Genomic DNA, 14,461 nt, shown 5'->3' on the forward strand with positions numbered 1-14,461 from the left:
CCTCCAATCGAGAAATAAAGTTAAATGTTAAAACTAAAAATAAAACCTAAAAACGAACTCTTTAAATTAGCGACTTATCTATTGGCTGCTAGTGATCTTCGTGGGCCATGCTTAGATAAACAATGGTCAACATCATGAAGATGAACGCCTGCAGTACAATTACCAGGATATGGAATATCGCCCATATCATGTAAGAAATACCACCGCCGACTATGCCGCCAATGCCCGCGCTCATTAATACTGCAATCAAAATAAAGATTAGCTCGCCGGCATACAGGTTACCGAACAAACGCAGTGCTAATGAAACTGGTTTTGCTAACAGACCAATTGACTCCATCAGGAAGTTCACAGGAATAAGCAAAACCTGAACAAATTTATTTTTGCTAGAGAATGGGTGCAAGGTTAATTCAGCTATAAAGCCACCTATGCCTTTTACCTTGATACTGTAGAAAATAATCAGTAAGAACACACCCAATGATAAACTGAAGGTGATGTTGGCATCTGTCGTAGGAACGACTTTCAAGTATTCAGCACCTGCTTGATTGGCTGCCCACGGTAGCAAATCTACCGGTACCAGATCCATCAGGTTCATTAAGAAAATCCAGACAAATATGGTTAAAGCTAACGGAGCAATAAGAGGGTTACGGCCATGGAAGGTGTCTTTAACACTTTTATCCACAAACTCAACAGTCATTTCTACGAACGACTGCCAACGACCCGGATTTTCTATTTTGGCATTTTTAGCAACACGCCAGAAAGAGAAGCAGAAAAGTGCACCTAGTATGAAAGAAAATAACAAACTATCGATGTTAAAAGTCCAGAATCCCGCTTCCTGACAATGATTCCATACCCAGCCTTCGTCTGTTTTACACACTTGTGCATTCTGCAGATGGTGCTTGATATATTCAACACTAGTTGGATTTTCTGATGAAGCCATTTTTAAGCCTTCTCTTTTATCAAGGTGTCTTAATTAAGACGATTTAATGATTAAGGGCGCAAACCACTGTGATAACACGATAATCACATAGCCGATTAACAGTGATGGTGGGTGCACCGGTAATACTGTAAAAGCAAAAATCAGCAACCCTATGGTCAGCAAAATCTTCAAGCTTTCGCCAATTTTGAAAGCTTTTTGTACGGCTTCTGCTGCCTGAGCCCCTGATTTTCTAAATACTATAGTGGCGAAAACGAAGTGTGCGACAATCACAATCAGACTTCCGACGCCCAAAGACATACTCACTTGCCAAGAGATCAGCAAGCCAATTAACACTAAAGCTACGCTAATACCTAATTGGAGTAGAACCATCTTGTAGGCCTGCTTTCGACCCTGCTTAGCTAATGATTCACTCATAAGGAGCTGCCCTTCCACCCTGCAAAACTGCATAGGTTCACCACATATTCGGGCGGCAAGTATAAAGATTTAGTGGCCTTTAATCAACCAAACCTCGGCGAAAAAACACAAAATTTAAAGGTCTTGCAGCCCTCTATTCATAAGTAGAACTAATCCACCTAAACCTTGTGTTTTAGTCTTCCTTTATACCTAGATGTTGTAGTATTCCATCTAATTCATCCAGACTATGGTAGTTAATAACCAGGCTTCCTTTGCCTTTGCTACCATGATTGATGGCTACGCTGGCACCAATTTTTTCTGCCAGTTGCTGCTCAAGCGATTGAATATGATGATCTTTTTCTGCCGGTTTTACTTTCTTTTTCGGCTCATTGATATTTCGCACCAGCTTTTCGGTCTCACGAACCGTCAATGCCTTTGCAACAACCGTCTTGGCTGCTTCAGTTTGTTTGGTCGGTTCTAGAGAGAGCAGTGCACGTGCATGACCCATTTCAAGATCACCACGCTCCAACAAAGTTTTACAATGCTCACTGAGCTGCATTAAACGCAGAAGGTTTGTGACTGTGGTGCGACTTTTCCCCACAGCGTCAGCCGTTTGCTGGTGTGTCAGGCCAAATTCCTGCATCAGACGGTGCAGGGCGTAAGCTTCTTCCATGGCATTGAGATCTTCACGTTGAATATTCTCAATAAGCGCCATGGCAATGGCTGCTTCATCGGGCACTTCTTTGATAATGACCGGTACTTCGTGCAAACCAGCTCTCTGGGCAGCTCGCCAACGTCGCTCACCAGCAATGATTTCGTATTTTTGATTGCCGACAGGTCTGATAACGATGGGCTGGATCATGCCTTGAGCCTTAATTGAATCAGCTAACTCATCCAGACCTTCTTCAGTCATGACGCGACGTGGCTGATATTGACCAGGCTGTAAAAACTCGATGGGCATTTCCCTTAAATGTCGTTCAGCCTCTGCCATTGCATTGGTTGAACCCTCGCCGGACTTTTTGGCTGGCTTATTCATCGCCCCACCAAGTAGAGCATCCAAACCTTTTCCTAATCCACGCTTACTCATTGTTATCTTTCACCCTTATATTCTTCACGTTTAGCTCGCGGCCACTTTATTTCTTCGAATAATCTCGCCGGCAAGTGCTAGATACGCTTTTGAGCCACTTGATGATTTGTCATGATACATAACTGGAACACCAAAGCTGGGCGCTTCAGCCAGGCGTACGTTGCGAGGAATTACTGTCCGGTACACCTTATCGGCAAAATGATTGAATAATTGACGAGATACTTCTAATGACAAACGGTTGCGAGGGTCATACATAGTCCGCAATATACCTTCTATTTCCAGATCAGGATTAATGTGATCCTGTACCTGTCCAATGGTATTAAGCAGAGCCGATAAACCTTCCAGTGCATAGTACTCACATTGCATCGGAATAATGACCGAGTTAGCCGCAACCAGTGAGTTCAAAGTCAGCATGTTCAGAGAAGGAGGGCAGTCGATCAACACATAGTCATAATATGCATCTATCTGTTGAATCACTTTGCGTAACCGTTTTTCTTTATCGCCCAGTTGCAACAGGTGGACTTCGGCAGCAGTCAGATCAGCATTGGCAGGCAGTACGTCGAATTTACCAGCTTCTGAAACCACAATATAACTCTTGGTTTCTTCTGGCTCCATCAAGGCATCATAGACAGATAACTCTAAATCACCTTTTTCAATTCCTGAACCCATGGTCGCATTGCCTTGCGGGTCCATATCAATCAAGAGCACACGCTTACCTTCTTCAGCTAACGATGCTGCAAGGTTTACGCTAGTTGTTGTTTTACCAACACCACCTTTTTGATTTGTAATGGCAATTACATGCGCCACGCTTCACCTCTTTATTCTATTTTTTGCAGCTTGCTGACTGCTTCTGTTTTAAATAGATAAACCAACGACTGGCATTAACACCGGGTAATTTCACTTCCTGTGCACTAACCAGTTCAGTCGTTTCTGGTAATTCATCGAGCTCCTGCTGAGGATACTGACCTTTCATGGCCAACCAGTGGCCGTCCGCTGCCAGTAAATGTTCGGTCCATTGCACAATATCTGCCAGACTGGCAAAAGCCCGCGAAAGAATGCAAGCATACCCTGATTGATTCTCAAAGTCTTGTACTCGCTGATTAATAACCGTCACATTGGTTAAGCCCAGCTCGTAGACAACCTGTTTCAGAAAACGGGTTTTTTTACTGTTGGTATCCAATAGCGTGAACTGTTTTTCCGGGTTTATGATTGCCAGCGGTATTCCTGGCAGGCCACCGCCTGTACCCACATCCAGCAAGGTTTCATAGTTTGAAATCGCTGGCGAGACGGACACCGAGTCCAGTAAATGTAGGTTGAGTGCTTCTTCCGGATTGGTAATAGCGGTCAGGTTAAAAGCCTTGTTCCACTTTAATAACAGTGATAGATAGTTTAGTAAGCGCTCACTTTTATCATCTGTTAACGTAATTCCAATGTCCTGACATTTCTTATTAAAGTTATCCTGTCGTTTAAGCAGTTCTGGATTCACAAGTCTATTCTTCTTTAACGTCGTATCAATTAATTTATACATGAGGGCAAGAGCCCTCATTGCTGTATTTTATTTAATTATTAAGCCGATTTTAGTTGCTGGCGTTTTTTTAGGTGAACCAGCAGCAATGAAATTGCAGCAGGAGTCACACCCGACACACGGCTGGCCTGACCGATAGTTTCAGGCTTTATATTCATCAGCTTCTGAACCACTTCATTAGATAAGCCTTTTACCTGGCTGTAATCGAGATCCTTCGGTAAGGCCGTATTTTCATTACGCAGACTACGCTCAATTTCGTCTTTCTGGCGATCGATGTAACCCGAATATTTAATCTGGATTTCGACCTGCTCGGCGACCTTATCAGCGACTTTCTCTTCAAGCATTCCTGGAAGCGCCATCAAACCTGCATAGGTGATATCAGGACGACGCAACAACTCTTCACCTTTATAGGCACGGCTTAAAGGTTTTTCCAGCTGCTTATTAAGCTGTTGTCCTGCCGCACTATCAGGCTGTACAACCAGGTTCTTAATACGGGTTGTTTCCCGCTCAATAGCTTCTTTCTTTTCACTGAAAGCCTGCCAGCGTGAGTCATTAATTAAACCTAGTTCATGACCTTTTTCTGTCAATCGTAAGTCAGCGTTATCCTCGCGCAAAATCAGACGGTATTCCGCTCTCGAGGTAAACATGCGGTATGGCTCCTGTGTACCGCGCGTGATCAGGTCATCAATTAAGACACCAATATAAGCTTCGTCTCGACGGGGTGACCAGGCGTCTTTACCTTGAGTCTGCAACGCGGCATTCATTCCAGCAATCAAACCTTGCGCCCCGGCTTCTTCATAACCGGTGGTTCCATTGATCTGCCCTGCAAAGAAGAGCCCATCAATAAACTTGGTTTCCAGCGAAGCCTTCAAATCACGCGGATCAAAATAGTCATACTCGATGGCATAGCCCGGACGGGTAATATGGGCATTTTCAAAACCTTTTATTGAACGCACCAAATCCATCTGCACATCAAATGGCAAACTGGTGGAGATCCCATTAGGGTAGAGTTCATGGCTGTTCAGACCTTCCGGCTCAACAAAAATCTGGTGGCTGTTTTTGTCGCTGAAACGCATGATCTTGTCTTCAATAGAAGGGCAATAGCGAGGCCCAACGCCTTCAATCACACCTGAATACATTGGTGAGCGGTCAAGGCCGCCACGAATAATGTCATGGGTTGATTCATTGGTATGGGTTATCCAGCAGGAGATCTGTCTTGGATGCTGATCCGCTGTACCCATAAAAGAAAAAGTTGGCACAGGATTATCGCCAGGCTGTTCTTCCATCACTGAAAAATCAACACTTTTGGCATCAATGCGAGGCGGTGTACCTGTTTTCAGGCGATCAACTCGGAATGGCAGTTCACGCAGGCGCTCAGCCAATGCGATAGAAGGCGGATCGCCAGCTCGCCCACCCGAATGATTTTGCATGCCTATATGTATTAGACCACCTAGGAAGGTTCCAACCGTTAAAACAACCGCTGGCGCATAAAAATCCAGCCCCATCTGGGTCTTAACGCCAATCACCTTATTCTGTTCAACAATCAGATCAACAACTGCATTCTGGAAAATGGTTAAATTGGGTTGGTTCTCCAGCATTTCTCGGATGGCACTTTTATAAAGCGCACGGTCTGCCTGGGCACGTGTAGCTCTAACCGCTGGCCCTTTGCTGGCATTTAAAGTTCGAAATTGAATCCCGGCACGATCAATGGCCTGTGCCATAGCACCGCCCAGCGCATCTATTTCTTTTACTAGATGCCCTTTACCAATACCCCCGATTGCCGGGTTGCATGACATCTGGCCCAAGGTCTCAATATTATGCGTCAATAATAAGGTTTTTACGCCCATGCGAGCAGAAGCCAGCGCCGCCTCGGTTCCTGCATGACCGCCGCCAATAACAATGACTGAATAATTTTCTGGATAACGCATAATTCAATTTTCTCTGGTCTTTACCTGATAATGCAAAATTAACACAACATCCCTATGCACTAACCCTATGCAACGGGGGAGCGAGATCATACCGATATTTGTATAACTTTTGAACAGTTTTAAGCTTCTTTTGACTTCTTTATTGGTCCTTTTTATTAAAAGAAGCTCGCCAGATGCAACTTGAGAGCATCTGTCGATCTGTTGCAGTTTACACTATGATATAAGCAATCGATTACAAGAAAATTAGATAAAACAATAAGATGGAGTTTGTTTTGACCAATAACAACGATAAATACCCTTTTGCGGAAAGTATTATACTAACCTGTTTAACTCTGGTGCTATTAGCTTTTACTACCAGCAGCATCCTATTTCTGGCTTACTATTTTTTAGACCTTCCTCTGGGCTCTAATCCTCCTTCTCTTATGTTAGCCATTTCTGTCTGTTTTGGTCTGCTGACCAGCTATGCATTGCTGATGCTCCTTAGCGCTTCATTTTTTTGGAAAACCTTTATACCGCAGCTTAAATCATCCCTGTTCTGGCTATTTATGGCAGTTGTTTGTGGGGTGGTTTATGCCTTTATTGTAATTTGGCTAGGTCACTATTTCACACCTCCCTCAGGAATTGAATCAACCCTGGAGCAGATCATTCGTGGCGGCTTGTTATCGAATAGCTTATTGTTTTTTTCGGTTATTGTTCTAGCCCCTCTCGGTGAAGAATACCTGTTTCGCGGTGTTCTACTGTCCGGTCTATCCAGTAAAGTTTCGACTTTCTCTGCAATTTCATTATCCTCAGTTGTCTTTATGTCCTTTCACCTACTAGAATACTACGGTTATTGGTTTGCACTGGTGGCCATCCTGATACTGGGGGTTTTGTTGGCTATTATCCGTTTGCGCAGCAGGTCTATGTTGGCACCTATTGTTTGCCACGCCAGTTATAACTTAATTATGCTAACCCTTGCTTAGCGGATTTTCCCGCTGAACAATATTTGAAGGAGAAAAGGGTGAAAATATTTATTCGTTTATTTATCTTTCTTTTAATTGCAGCAGCTCTAGCTTACGGCTACATCTGGTATAAAAACAAACAAATTATAGATGAAGCATTTACCAGCCTGAGAACCTTTACTTCAGCAAGCTATGACAGCACTTTTGTTAGTGCCGACGGTAAATCGGTTACCCGCGGCATTAAACTGACATTCCCTGGCACCAGTACAGATGCCTCCATCGAAGAAATTCAGGTGGGTACTGGCAATCTGATCGATTCGTTTAAGTTTATCCGCAGCATCGAGTCTGGTATGTGGGCTGAAGATCCCAACACGCTGGTCTTCAAAATTAAAAACTTTCAGTTTCCGCTAACTTCTGATCTCGATTCAACTTCAGCCTTTGCCTCTTCATCCGAATCAGACCTGCTAACTGAAATGCAATTGGCTGGCTGTTCCAATAAAAATTCTGTTTCGATCAGTGATTTGAATGAAATGGGTTATAGTCAAATTTCACTTGATCTGGATACCAGTATCAATATTGACCCCAACCTGAATCAGGCCAAGTTTACAATTTATGCCAGTGCTCGTGATTATGGCAGCTATCAGATTGAGTTTTTGCTGGATAACTTTACTCAGAACTCTTTTGCTTCAAAGTTAAAGAATGTCACCATGGTGCTTAATAACGATGGTTATGTGAATCGTTTAAATGAGTATTGCGCGGATTTGGTTGGTATTTCTAAAGAAGAGTACCAGCAGCGTCATATGGATTATCTTCAACATGTTTTATACAACCAATCCATTTATCTAAGCGAGGAGTTCTTTACCCAGTATGCTGAGTATGTAGAGAACCCGCGTAGCATCAAGATTTCTAGCTATCCTGATAACTCGATGGACCCATTTCAGTTGATGTCAATGTCGCCACAGCTGATGTTAAGCAGTCTCAATATGACTGTAACCATCAACGATCATGAAATTCGTCAGCTTTTCGGGGCTCGCCCAAATCCTGAGGACCTACCGGCCCTTGATGAGCCAGTCAAAGTGGTTGATGACAGTATTGAGACGGTTCAGGGTTTGACCTTGCAAGATACCGATCCATCCCTGCTTGCTAAATACATCAATTATCAGGCGTATTTTGATTACCGTGGTAAATCTTATAAAGGCACCATTGAGTCTGTCGAAGGATCCGTAGCACGAATCAATACTCAAGTTTCCGCTGGTAATTACCTGCAGATGCCTTTCAGGATTTCGGAAATTAGAAACCTACAGGTTCGTCGCGAATACCAGGCTGACTAAATTCTTACTACCTTTCTACAACTCCCGCTACGGCGGGATTTTCTTTAAAAGTTCCGTATTTTCTTCAATATCCTACTGATTTTTAGGCTTTTTTGCTGAGCGCTTCACACTGCCAACAGTGCCCCACAGCTTATTGTGAACTGCTTCATACATATTGCTTTGTGCTCTTCAACTGTTGTGCAATAATCGCTCACAATTTTGACTAAGCTAATTCATATTTCGGTAAATAATAGAACCTATATGATTCACTTTTTAAAGCAACAAACCATTACTATAAGGCTGATATTAATCAGCCTTTACCTTCTCTCGACCACTGTTTTGGTGATGGCTTTCGTTTCTGATGGTCCTATTTCTGAAACCTTATTAGGCCTGAAAAGCTTTCTTTTCGTTTTAGTCATACCTCTGATCACTAAATTATTAGTACAGATTTATGCGGCTATTCGATACTCCTTCCAGCCGGTTAACCAGGGCTACACAACAATGACCCCCTATAAGGTCAGTGTTCTATTACCTGCTTGGAACGAAGAAGTTGGTATTATTAAAACCATTGAGTCAGTTCTTAACTCTGATTACCACGACTTTGAACTCATCGTCATCAATGATGGCTCTACCGATAATACCGATAAACTGGTTAGAAGCTTTATTGCCGATTATGAGCAAGAGCCGAACCAGTTAATACCTATTAAGTATTTGTCACTAACCAATGGTGGCAAGGCACGAGCACTTAATAAAGGTCTCGAGGTTGCTGAAGGTAATATCATCATCACTATTGATGCTGACTGTATTGTGGATCAAAAAGCAATCTACAAATTTGTTCAGCGATTTGACGATCCTTCGATTGGCGCTGTTGCCGGTAACATCATTGTTGGTAATAAACGAAAACCGTTGGAGTGGTTACAGCAGCTGGAGTATGTTTGCGGATTCTTCTATAAAAGGGCTGACTCTTACTTCAATGCGGTACATATTATTGGCGGAGCAGCCGCAGCCTATCGCAGGGATGTGTTGACCAACCTCAAAGGATTTGATGAAGAAATTATCACCGAAGATATTGATTTATCCATGAGTATTTTAAGTCATGGATACAAGACCCGGTACGCTCATGATGCGGTAGTTTATACCGAAGGTCCTACTGACTGGAAAGGTCTACGTAAGCAACGTCTTCGCTGGAAATATGGTCGTATTCTTTGCTATTTAAAACACAAAGAGCTGTTTCTAAGTCACAACTCTCAGCATAGTCGCTATCTTTCATGGTTTATCCTTCCGCTGGCAGTTTATGCTGAGATTATGCTACTGAATGTTGGCCTGTTTTTATCTTTGTTCTACTGCTACGTTATTGTCAGTCAGGACTTTGCATTGCTGGCGTCGGTTATTCTAGTTTCTTCCATACTGGTTACTATGCAAATTAAACTGGACTCTAAATTCAGCTACCATAAAAACCTGATTCCTTTTATTCCTGTAGCCTGGTTATTACTTTATGTCATTGAGTTTATTGAGCTGGTTGCATTAACAATGAGCTTGCAGAAACTCTACAACCGGGAAGCTGTTAAGTGGCAGAAATGGAATCGAATTGGTCTGCAGCAACAAGCCGCGGAACAGACCTCCTAGTAATTATTCGCTTGATTACTTACCAATACAGAAACTACTAAAAATTCTTCCTAATAAATCATCGGCGGTAAACTCGCCGGTGATTTCTGATAGAGCATTTTGCGCCTGTCGAAGTTCATCTGCTAGCAACTCACCCGCATGGTAAACCTCTAGCTGCTGCTTACCATTTTCGCAATACTGTAATGCACGTTCTATAGCATCCAGATGACGGCGACGTGCAATAAAAGATCCTTCGGATGTCTGTTTAAAACCGACGATATCCTTCAAGGTGCTTTTTAATTCTTCAATACCTTGACCCGTTTTTGCGCTCAGTGGTAGGACTTTATACTCACTTGATTGTGCCAACTTCATGTCTTTGGTTAAATCCACTTTATTGGCAACTATCATCAGTTTATTTTTAAACTGTTCAAACTTGGTAAAAGCCGGGTCGATTTCATGAGGGATAAACTGTCTCGTTTCACTGGCATCAGCAACCAGTATTATCTGATCGGCCTTTTCGATTTCTTGCCAGGCACGCTCAATGCCAATTTTTTCTACCGTATCATCGCTTTCGCGCAAACCAGCAGTGTCAATGATATGAATAGGCAAGCCATCAATATGAATATGCTCACGCAACACATCTCGAGTAGTGCCGGCAATTTCTGTGACAATCGCTGATTCTTTTCCAGCAAGCGCATTAAGCAGGCTTGATTTACCTGCATTGGGTTTACCAGCGATAACCACTGTCATACCTTCTCGCAGAATTGACCCTTGCTGCGCTTCACTTCTCAGTTTTTTTATATCATCCAGAATTGAATATAGATCGGACTGAACCTTGCCATCAGATAAAAAATCAATTTCTTCTTCTGGAAAATCGATAGCTGCTTCCACATAAATTCTTAAATGAATCAGTGACTCAACGAGTGCATTTACTTTCTTTGAAAACTCACCCTGCAACGAACGTATGGCAGACCGAACAGCCTGTTCTGACGTTGATTCAATCAGATCAGCTATTGCTTCAGCCTGCGCCAAGTCCAGTTTATCGTTTAAAAAAGCTCGTTCAGAAAACTCACCTGGCTTTGCTATTCTGGCACCTGCTTTTAAAACTTCTTTTAGCAGCATATCAAGAATCACAGGACCGCCATGTCCCTGTAACTCCAGCACGTCTTCACCAGTAAATGAATTTGGGCCTTTGAATAATATCGCTATACCTTGGTCGAGAATATTTCCGGCCAGATCATAAAAGGGTAGGTAAGTTGCTTCACGAATATTGAGCGGTTTACGTAGAATTTTTTCTGCTATTGTCTGACAGTTTTTTCCAGATACTCTAATAATGCCAACGCCACCGCGACCGGGTGGCGTTGCTACTGCTGCAATTGTATCTAGAGTGCTCATTTTAGAATGAAGGGTTATTTTGCTTTTGCATTACCCTGTCTTTCGATCTTTTTGGTTATGTATTGTTGCTGCGCAACAGAAATCAGGTTGTTACATAACCAGTATAGAACCAGACCCGCAGGGAAGAACAGCATAAAGACGGTAAAGACCACTGGCAGATAACTCATGATCTTTTGCTGCATAGGATCCATGGTTGGTGATTGAGGTTGTAATTTCTGCATCAACCACATGCTGCCCCCCATTAATAGCGGCAGTACAAAATACGGATCAGCAACCGACAAATCCTGAATCCAGCCGAAGAATGGTGCGTGGCGCAATTCAACCGCTTCGAATAATACGTAATATAAGGCAATGAAAATTGGGAACTGAAGCAACATTGGAAGACAGCCACCAAATGGATTGGCACCTTCTTCTTTATACATCTTCATCATTTCCTGCTGCATACGTTGCTTGTCTTCACCATATCGCTCTTTTAGCTGTTGCATTTTTGGCGCTAGTTTTCTCATATTGGCCATTGAGCGGTACTGTGCTGCTGACAATGGATACAACAATGCTTTAACCACCAATGTTACAAGAATAATGGCCACGCCCCAGTTGGCAACGAATGAGTAGAAGAACTGCATCAACTTATACAGCGGTAAACCGATCCACCACACCCAGCTCAAATCTAGAGATTTCTCAAGACCTGGTGCTGCCGCTTCAAGACGCTTAAGGATTTTTGGGCCAACATAAAGTGTGGCATTAATTGCCTTTTCGCCTTGCGCAGGAACGGCAACTGTTGGCTGAATAAAACGAATGATGGTGTCCTGGTTTGGCTTAACCGTTGAGGTCACCTTGATTTGCTCCTGCTGCTCAGGAATCCAGGCTGATATGAAGTAATGCTGCAAATAGCCGATCCAACCACCCTGACGGGTTACGTTGATAGGCTCTTCCGCCAAATCTTCAAATGAAATCTTTTCGTATTTTCTTTCTTCAGGAGAGTAGGCCACGCCTAAAAATGGCGACATACCAAATTGAGACTTCTCCTCCAAACCTGTTGGCTTCTGATCACGGATTAACTCGGCAACGAAGTTATAGGTCCGGTCATTATTTGACTGGTTATTGACCTTATACTGAACATCAATTTCGTAATCATTACGATTGAAGGTAAATGTTTTGGTAAATACCACACCTTCATCATTGGCCCAAGTTAATGGAACAACCAGCTCATCCTGACCATCCTGAAGAGAGTAAGAACTTTGTTCGGTCTGATAAGTTGCTCTTGGTAGTTGATTATCAGGTGCGCCAGTACCTAATAAAGCACTTTTCGCCTGATAGACTCTATCTCGGTAATCGAATAGAACGGCTTTTTCCTGCTCATTGTTCAGCTCTTTGTTATAGTCATTTAACTCGGCATAAACAACATCACCACCCACGCGATCAATTTTAATCTTGAATACGTCAGTGACCACTTCAATCAGGTTATCTGTTTCGACTTTACTATTAGCAACCGTATTTGATTGACCAAACTGCTCATTTATTTCCTGCTCAGGCTGGGGGCCATAATCTTTTTGCCAGGCCTGATAGAGCAAAAAACTACATATAGCAAAACCTAATATAAAAAATCCGCGCATCGATTCCATAGCAATCTCTTTACTTCTTTGCGTGTACTGTTATTTGTTTACTGGAGGGACTGGGTCATGCCCACCCTCACAACCGGGATGACAACGAGCAATTCGCTTAATAGTTAACCAACTACCTTTTATAGACCCATGCTGCTCTAAAGCTTCAATCGAATAATTGGAACAGGTTGGATAAAACCGACACTGATTACCCATGACCGGGCTCAATACCTTCTGGTATCCACGTACCAATCCAATCAAGACTCGATTCATCACTTGTTTACCCTTCTCTGTAAACGTATCCAGAGTTGTTCAAGGTGCTCGAATAATACCTTATTAGCCAACTGACTACTACCACGTCGCGCTAATAAAACGATGTCGTAAGAGGGTAGTTGAGACTGGTTACTTCGAAAGCTTTCGCGAGCTAATCGTTTCAATCGATTGCGATCTACAGCCCGTCGCACATTTTTTTTGGCCACAATTAGACCAAGTCTGCAACAGTTATATTGATTGGGAACAGCAAGAAGTGTGAAAGGAGGGCAAACTAACTTGGTAGGGTTGTTATTAAAAACCCTTTTGTAGTCCTCTGCTGTGAGCAGACGCAGACTTGCGGGAAAGTCAGCTGAACGCTGTTTTTGACAAGTCTGCTTGTCGCTCACATCAAGGAATGCTTTTCTTATCAGGCGGTTAGACGCTTACGACCTTTTGCACGACGACGGTTGATAACCTGACGACCGTTTTTTGTGGCCATACGTGCACGGAAGCCGTGAGTACGCTTACGCTTGATAATGCTTGGTTGAAATGTTCTTTTCATCGGATTAACCCACTAGCCAATAAAATTTAAGCTGATTTTTTGTGTCACCCTTATTGGTAACCGCAAAAAAAATGATACAGCCTTACTACAAGGACGCGAGATTCTATAGGATCTAAGGCCTTTGTGCAACGATATTATAGGTTATTTAACAATCTTTTAGCACTATTATGGTTGCTCCTGCCGTCATTGGGTCAGCTAATATTTGAAGATTTTTTATACAGCTGTATCTATCTAGTGTTCAGCAAGCTGTAAAACCACAAGATAGGCTGGTTTTGGTTTCTTTTTTAGTCATTCTGTGGATATTTTAGCCAATAAACCTTCGTGCTTTTTTCCTCAATTACATCATTTTAAATCAGTTTTGATGAAATCTTACATATTCCTATCGAATTTCGTAGTTAACTCTCCAGAATTTGGTTTTTTCAAGTTGTTAAGTCAGTAATATTAATAAAGTTATTTAAAAAGATCCTATTATTATTATTAGTCTTCCTTTTACTTGTTGATAAGTCATTTTTTTTATTATTTTTCATATTGTTATTGAAATGATAACTCGCTGTATAACTTGTCTTTAAGTCGGTGATCAAAAACTGCATAAGTATCAAAAACACCTTTATTAGACTTGTATTAACAGTTTTAAAGGTTTTTTATACAAGATATACCCACATCTCATCCTTTTATTCATTATTTAACCTTTTTTTGTATAGTTTTAAATCTATCTTTATTTATTAGATTGTTTGTCTTTATAGTAAAAATATATAGGTAAAGTTGTGGATTATTTTTTCCTCTGGATCTACACTTACCGATAATCTGTTTTTGCATATTTTTCTGTTCCAAAAGATATGTTCTAACAGGCTAGAGAAGCGACGAAAAAAGTCTCACCTATTGTAGAGGCGATAACTAACAAGCAAACTTTCAGGATTCTAATAAT

The 14,461-nt window shown here is 42.1% G+C and carries 14 protein-coding genes; 3 read left to right on the plus strand and 11 right to left on the minus strand.

What is annotated here, in order from left to right:
- Window positions 1-88: 88 nt before the first annotated feature.
- The 6 genes from atpB to mnmG form a co-directional block, all read right to left on the minus strand.
- A complete protein-coding gene (atpB, locus tag CW740_RS12350; RefSeq protein WP_106647911.1) occupies window positions 89-937 on the minus strand; it encodes a F0F1 ATP synthase subunit A in 849 nt (282 codons plus the stop codon).
- A 33-nt stretch (window positions 938-970) separates the two neighbouring features.
- Entirely contained in the window at window positions 971-1,351 is a 381-nt protein-coding gene (locus CW740_RS12355) for an ATP synthase subunit I (protein ID WP_106647913.1), read from the minus strand.
- 172 nt (window positions 1,352-1,523) lie between these two features.
- Window positions 1,524-2,423, minus strand: coding sequence for a ParB/RepB/Spo0J family partition protein (locus CW740_RS12360; RefSeq protein ID WP_106647916.1), 900 nt, complete (start codon window positions 2,421-2,423; stop codon window positions 1,524-1,526).
- Between the two features lie 24 nt (window positions 2,424-2,447).
- Window positions 2,448-3,224 (minus strand): ParA family protein, encoded by a 777-nt coding sequence (locus tag CW740_RS12365; RefSeq protein ID WP_106647919.1) that lies wholly within the window; start codon window positions 3,222-3,224, stop codon window positions 2,448-2,450.
- Window positions 3,225-3,240: 16 nt separating this feature from the next.
- Window positions 3,241-3,945 (minus strand): 16S rRNA (guanine(527)-N(7))-methyltransferase RsmG, encoded by a 705-nt coding sequence (rsmG, locus tag CW740_RS12370; protein WP_264755039.1) that lies wholly within the window; start codon window positions 3,943-3,945, stop codon window positions 3,241-3,243.
- Between the two features lie 38 nt (window positions 3,946-3,983).
- Entirely contained in the window at window positions 3,984-5,870 is a 1,887-nt protein-coding gene (gene mnmG, locus CW740_RS12375) for a tRNA uridine-5-carboxymethylaminomethyl(34) synthesis enzyme MnmG (protein WP_106647924.1), read from the minus strand.
- A gap of 272 nt (window positions 5,871-6,142) precedes the next feature.
- Here mnmG and CW740_RS12380 point away from each other — a divergent pair, with 272 nt between their 5' ends.
- The 3 genes from CW740_RS12380 to CW740_RS12390 all read left to right on the plus strand — a co-directional run bounded on the left by CW740_RS12380 (window position 6,143) and on the right by CW740_RS12390 (window position 9,747).
- Window positions 6,143-6,832: a CPBP family intramembrane glutamic endopeptidase gene (locus CW740_RS12380; RefSeq protein ID WP_106648211.1), complete on the plus strand. Its 690-nt coding sequence runs from the start codon at window positions 6,143-6,145 to the stop codon at window positions 6,830-6,832.
- Window positions 6,833-6,870: 38 nt separating this feature from the next.
- Complete coding sequence (locus tag CW740_RS12385) at window positions 6,871-8,142, plus strand: hypothetical protein (protein ID WP_106647926.1); 1,272 nt, start codon at window positions 6,871-6,873, stop codon at window positions 8,140-8,142.
- A gap of 240 nt (window positions 8,143-8,382) precedes the next feature.
- Window positions 8,383-9,747, plus strand: coding sequence for a glycosyltransferase (locus CW740_RS12390; protein ID WP_106647929.1), 1,365 nt, complete (start codon window positions 8,383-8,385; stop codon window positions 9,745-9,747).
- Window positions 9,748-9,762: 15 nt separating this feature from the next.
- Here CW740_RS12390 and mnmE read toward each other — a convergent pair whose 3' ends face one another.
- The 5 genes from mnmE to rpmH are packed head-to-tail and all read right to left on the minus strand — an operon-like array spanning window position 9,763 to window position 13,536.
- Window positions 9,763-11,121: a tRNA uridine-5-carboxymethylaminomethyl(34) synthesis GTPase MnmE gene (gene mnmE / locus CW740_RS12395; RefSeq protein WP_106647932.1), complete on the minus strand. Its 1,359-nt coding sequence runs from the start codon at window positions 11,119-11,121 to the stop codon at window positions 9,763-9,765.
- 14 nt (window positions 11,122-11,135) lie between these two features.
- Window positions 11,136-12,743: a membrane protein insertase YidC gene (gene yidC / locus CW740_RS12400; protein WP_106647934.1), complete on the minus strand. Its 1,608-nt coding sequence runs from the start codon at window positions 12,741-12,743 to the stop codon at window positions 11,136-11,138.
- A 30-nt stretch (window positions 12,744-12,773) separates the two neighbouring features.
- Window positions 12,774-12,995 carry a membrane protein insertion efficiency factor YidD gene (gene yidD / locus CW740_RS12405; protein ID WP_227523913.1) on the minus strand — a complete coding sequence of 74 codons (222 nt, stop codon included), beginning with the start codon at window positions 12,993-12,995 and terminating at the stop codon, window positions 12,774-12,776.
- On the minus strand, window positions 12,995-13,381 hold the full coding sequence (rnpA, locus tag CW740_RS12690; protein WP_106647940.1) for a ribonuclease P protein component: 387 nt from the start codon (window positions 13,379-13,381) through the stop codon (window positions 12,995-12,997). Before rnpA ends, yidD begins: the two co-directional genes overlap by 1 nt.
- 20 nt (window positions 13,382-13,401) lie before the next feature.
- The gene (rpmH, locus tag CW740_RS12415; protein WP_106647942.1) at window positions 13,402-13,536 is read right to left on the minus strand and encodes a 50S ribosomal protein L34; all 135 of its coding nucleotides are present in this window, start codon (window positions 13,534-13,536) and stop codon (window positions 13,402-13,404) included.
- Between the last annotated feature and the right edge of the window lie 925 nt (window positions 13,537-14,461).

The sequence above is a fragment of the Kangiella profundi genome (assembly GCF_002838765.1).
Lineage (GTDB): Bacteria > Pseudomonadota > Gammaproteobacteria > Enterobacterales > Kangiellaceae > Kangiella > Kangiella profundi.

Coding starts and splice junctions, on each gene's coding strand:
- atpB (WP_106647911.1), bottom strand. CDS start 937: ATGGCTTCATCAGAAAATCCAACTAGTGTTGAATATATCAAGCACCAT.
- CW740_RS12355 (WP_106647913.1), bottom strand. CDS start 1,351: ATGAGTGAATCATTAGCTAAGCAGGGTCGAAAGCAGGCCTACAAGATG.
- rsmG (WP_264755039.1), bottom strand. CDS start 3,945: ATGTATAAATTAATTGATACGACGTTAAAGAAGAATAGACTTGTGAAT.
- mnmG (WP_106647924.1), bottom strand. CDS start 5,870: ATGCGTTATCCAGAAAATTATTCAGTCATTGTTATTGGCGGCGGTCAT.
- CW740_RS12390 (WP_106647929.1), top strand. CDS start 8,383: ATGATTCACTTTTTAAAGCAACAAACCATTACTATAAGGCTGATATTA.
- mnmE (WP_106647932.1), bottom strand. CDS start 11,121: ATGAGCACTCTAGATACAATTGCAGCAGTAGCAACGCCACCCGGTCGC.
- yidC (WP_106647934.1), bottom strand. CDS start 12,743: ATGGAATCGATGCGCGGATTTTTTATATTAGGTTTTGCTATATGTAGT.
- yidD (WP_227523913.1), bottom strand. CDS start 12,995: ATGAATCGAGTCTTGATTGGATTGGTACGTGGATACCAGAAGGTATTG.
- rpmH (WP_106647942.1), bottom strand. CDS start 13,536: ATGAAAAGAACATTTCAACCAAGCATTATCAAGCGTAAGCGTACTCAC.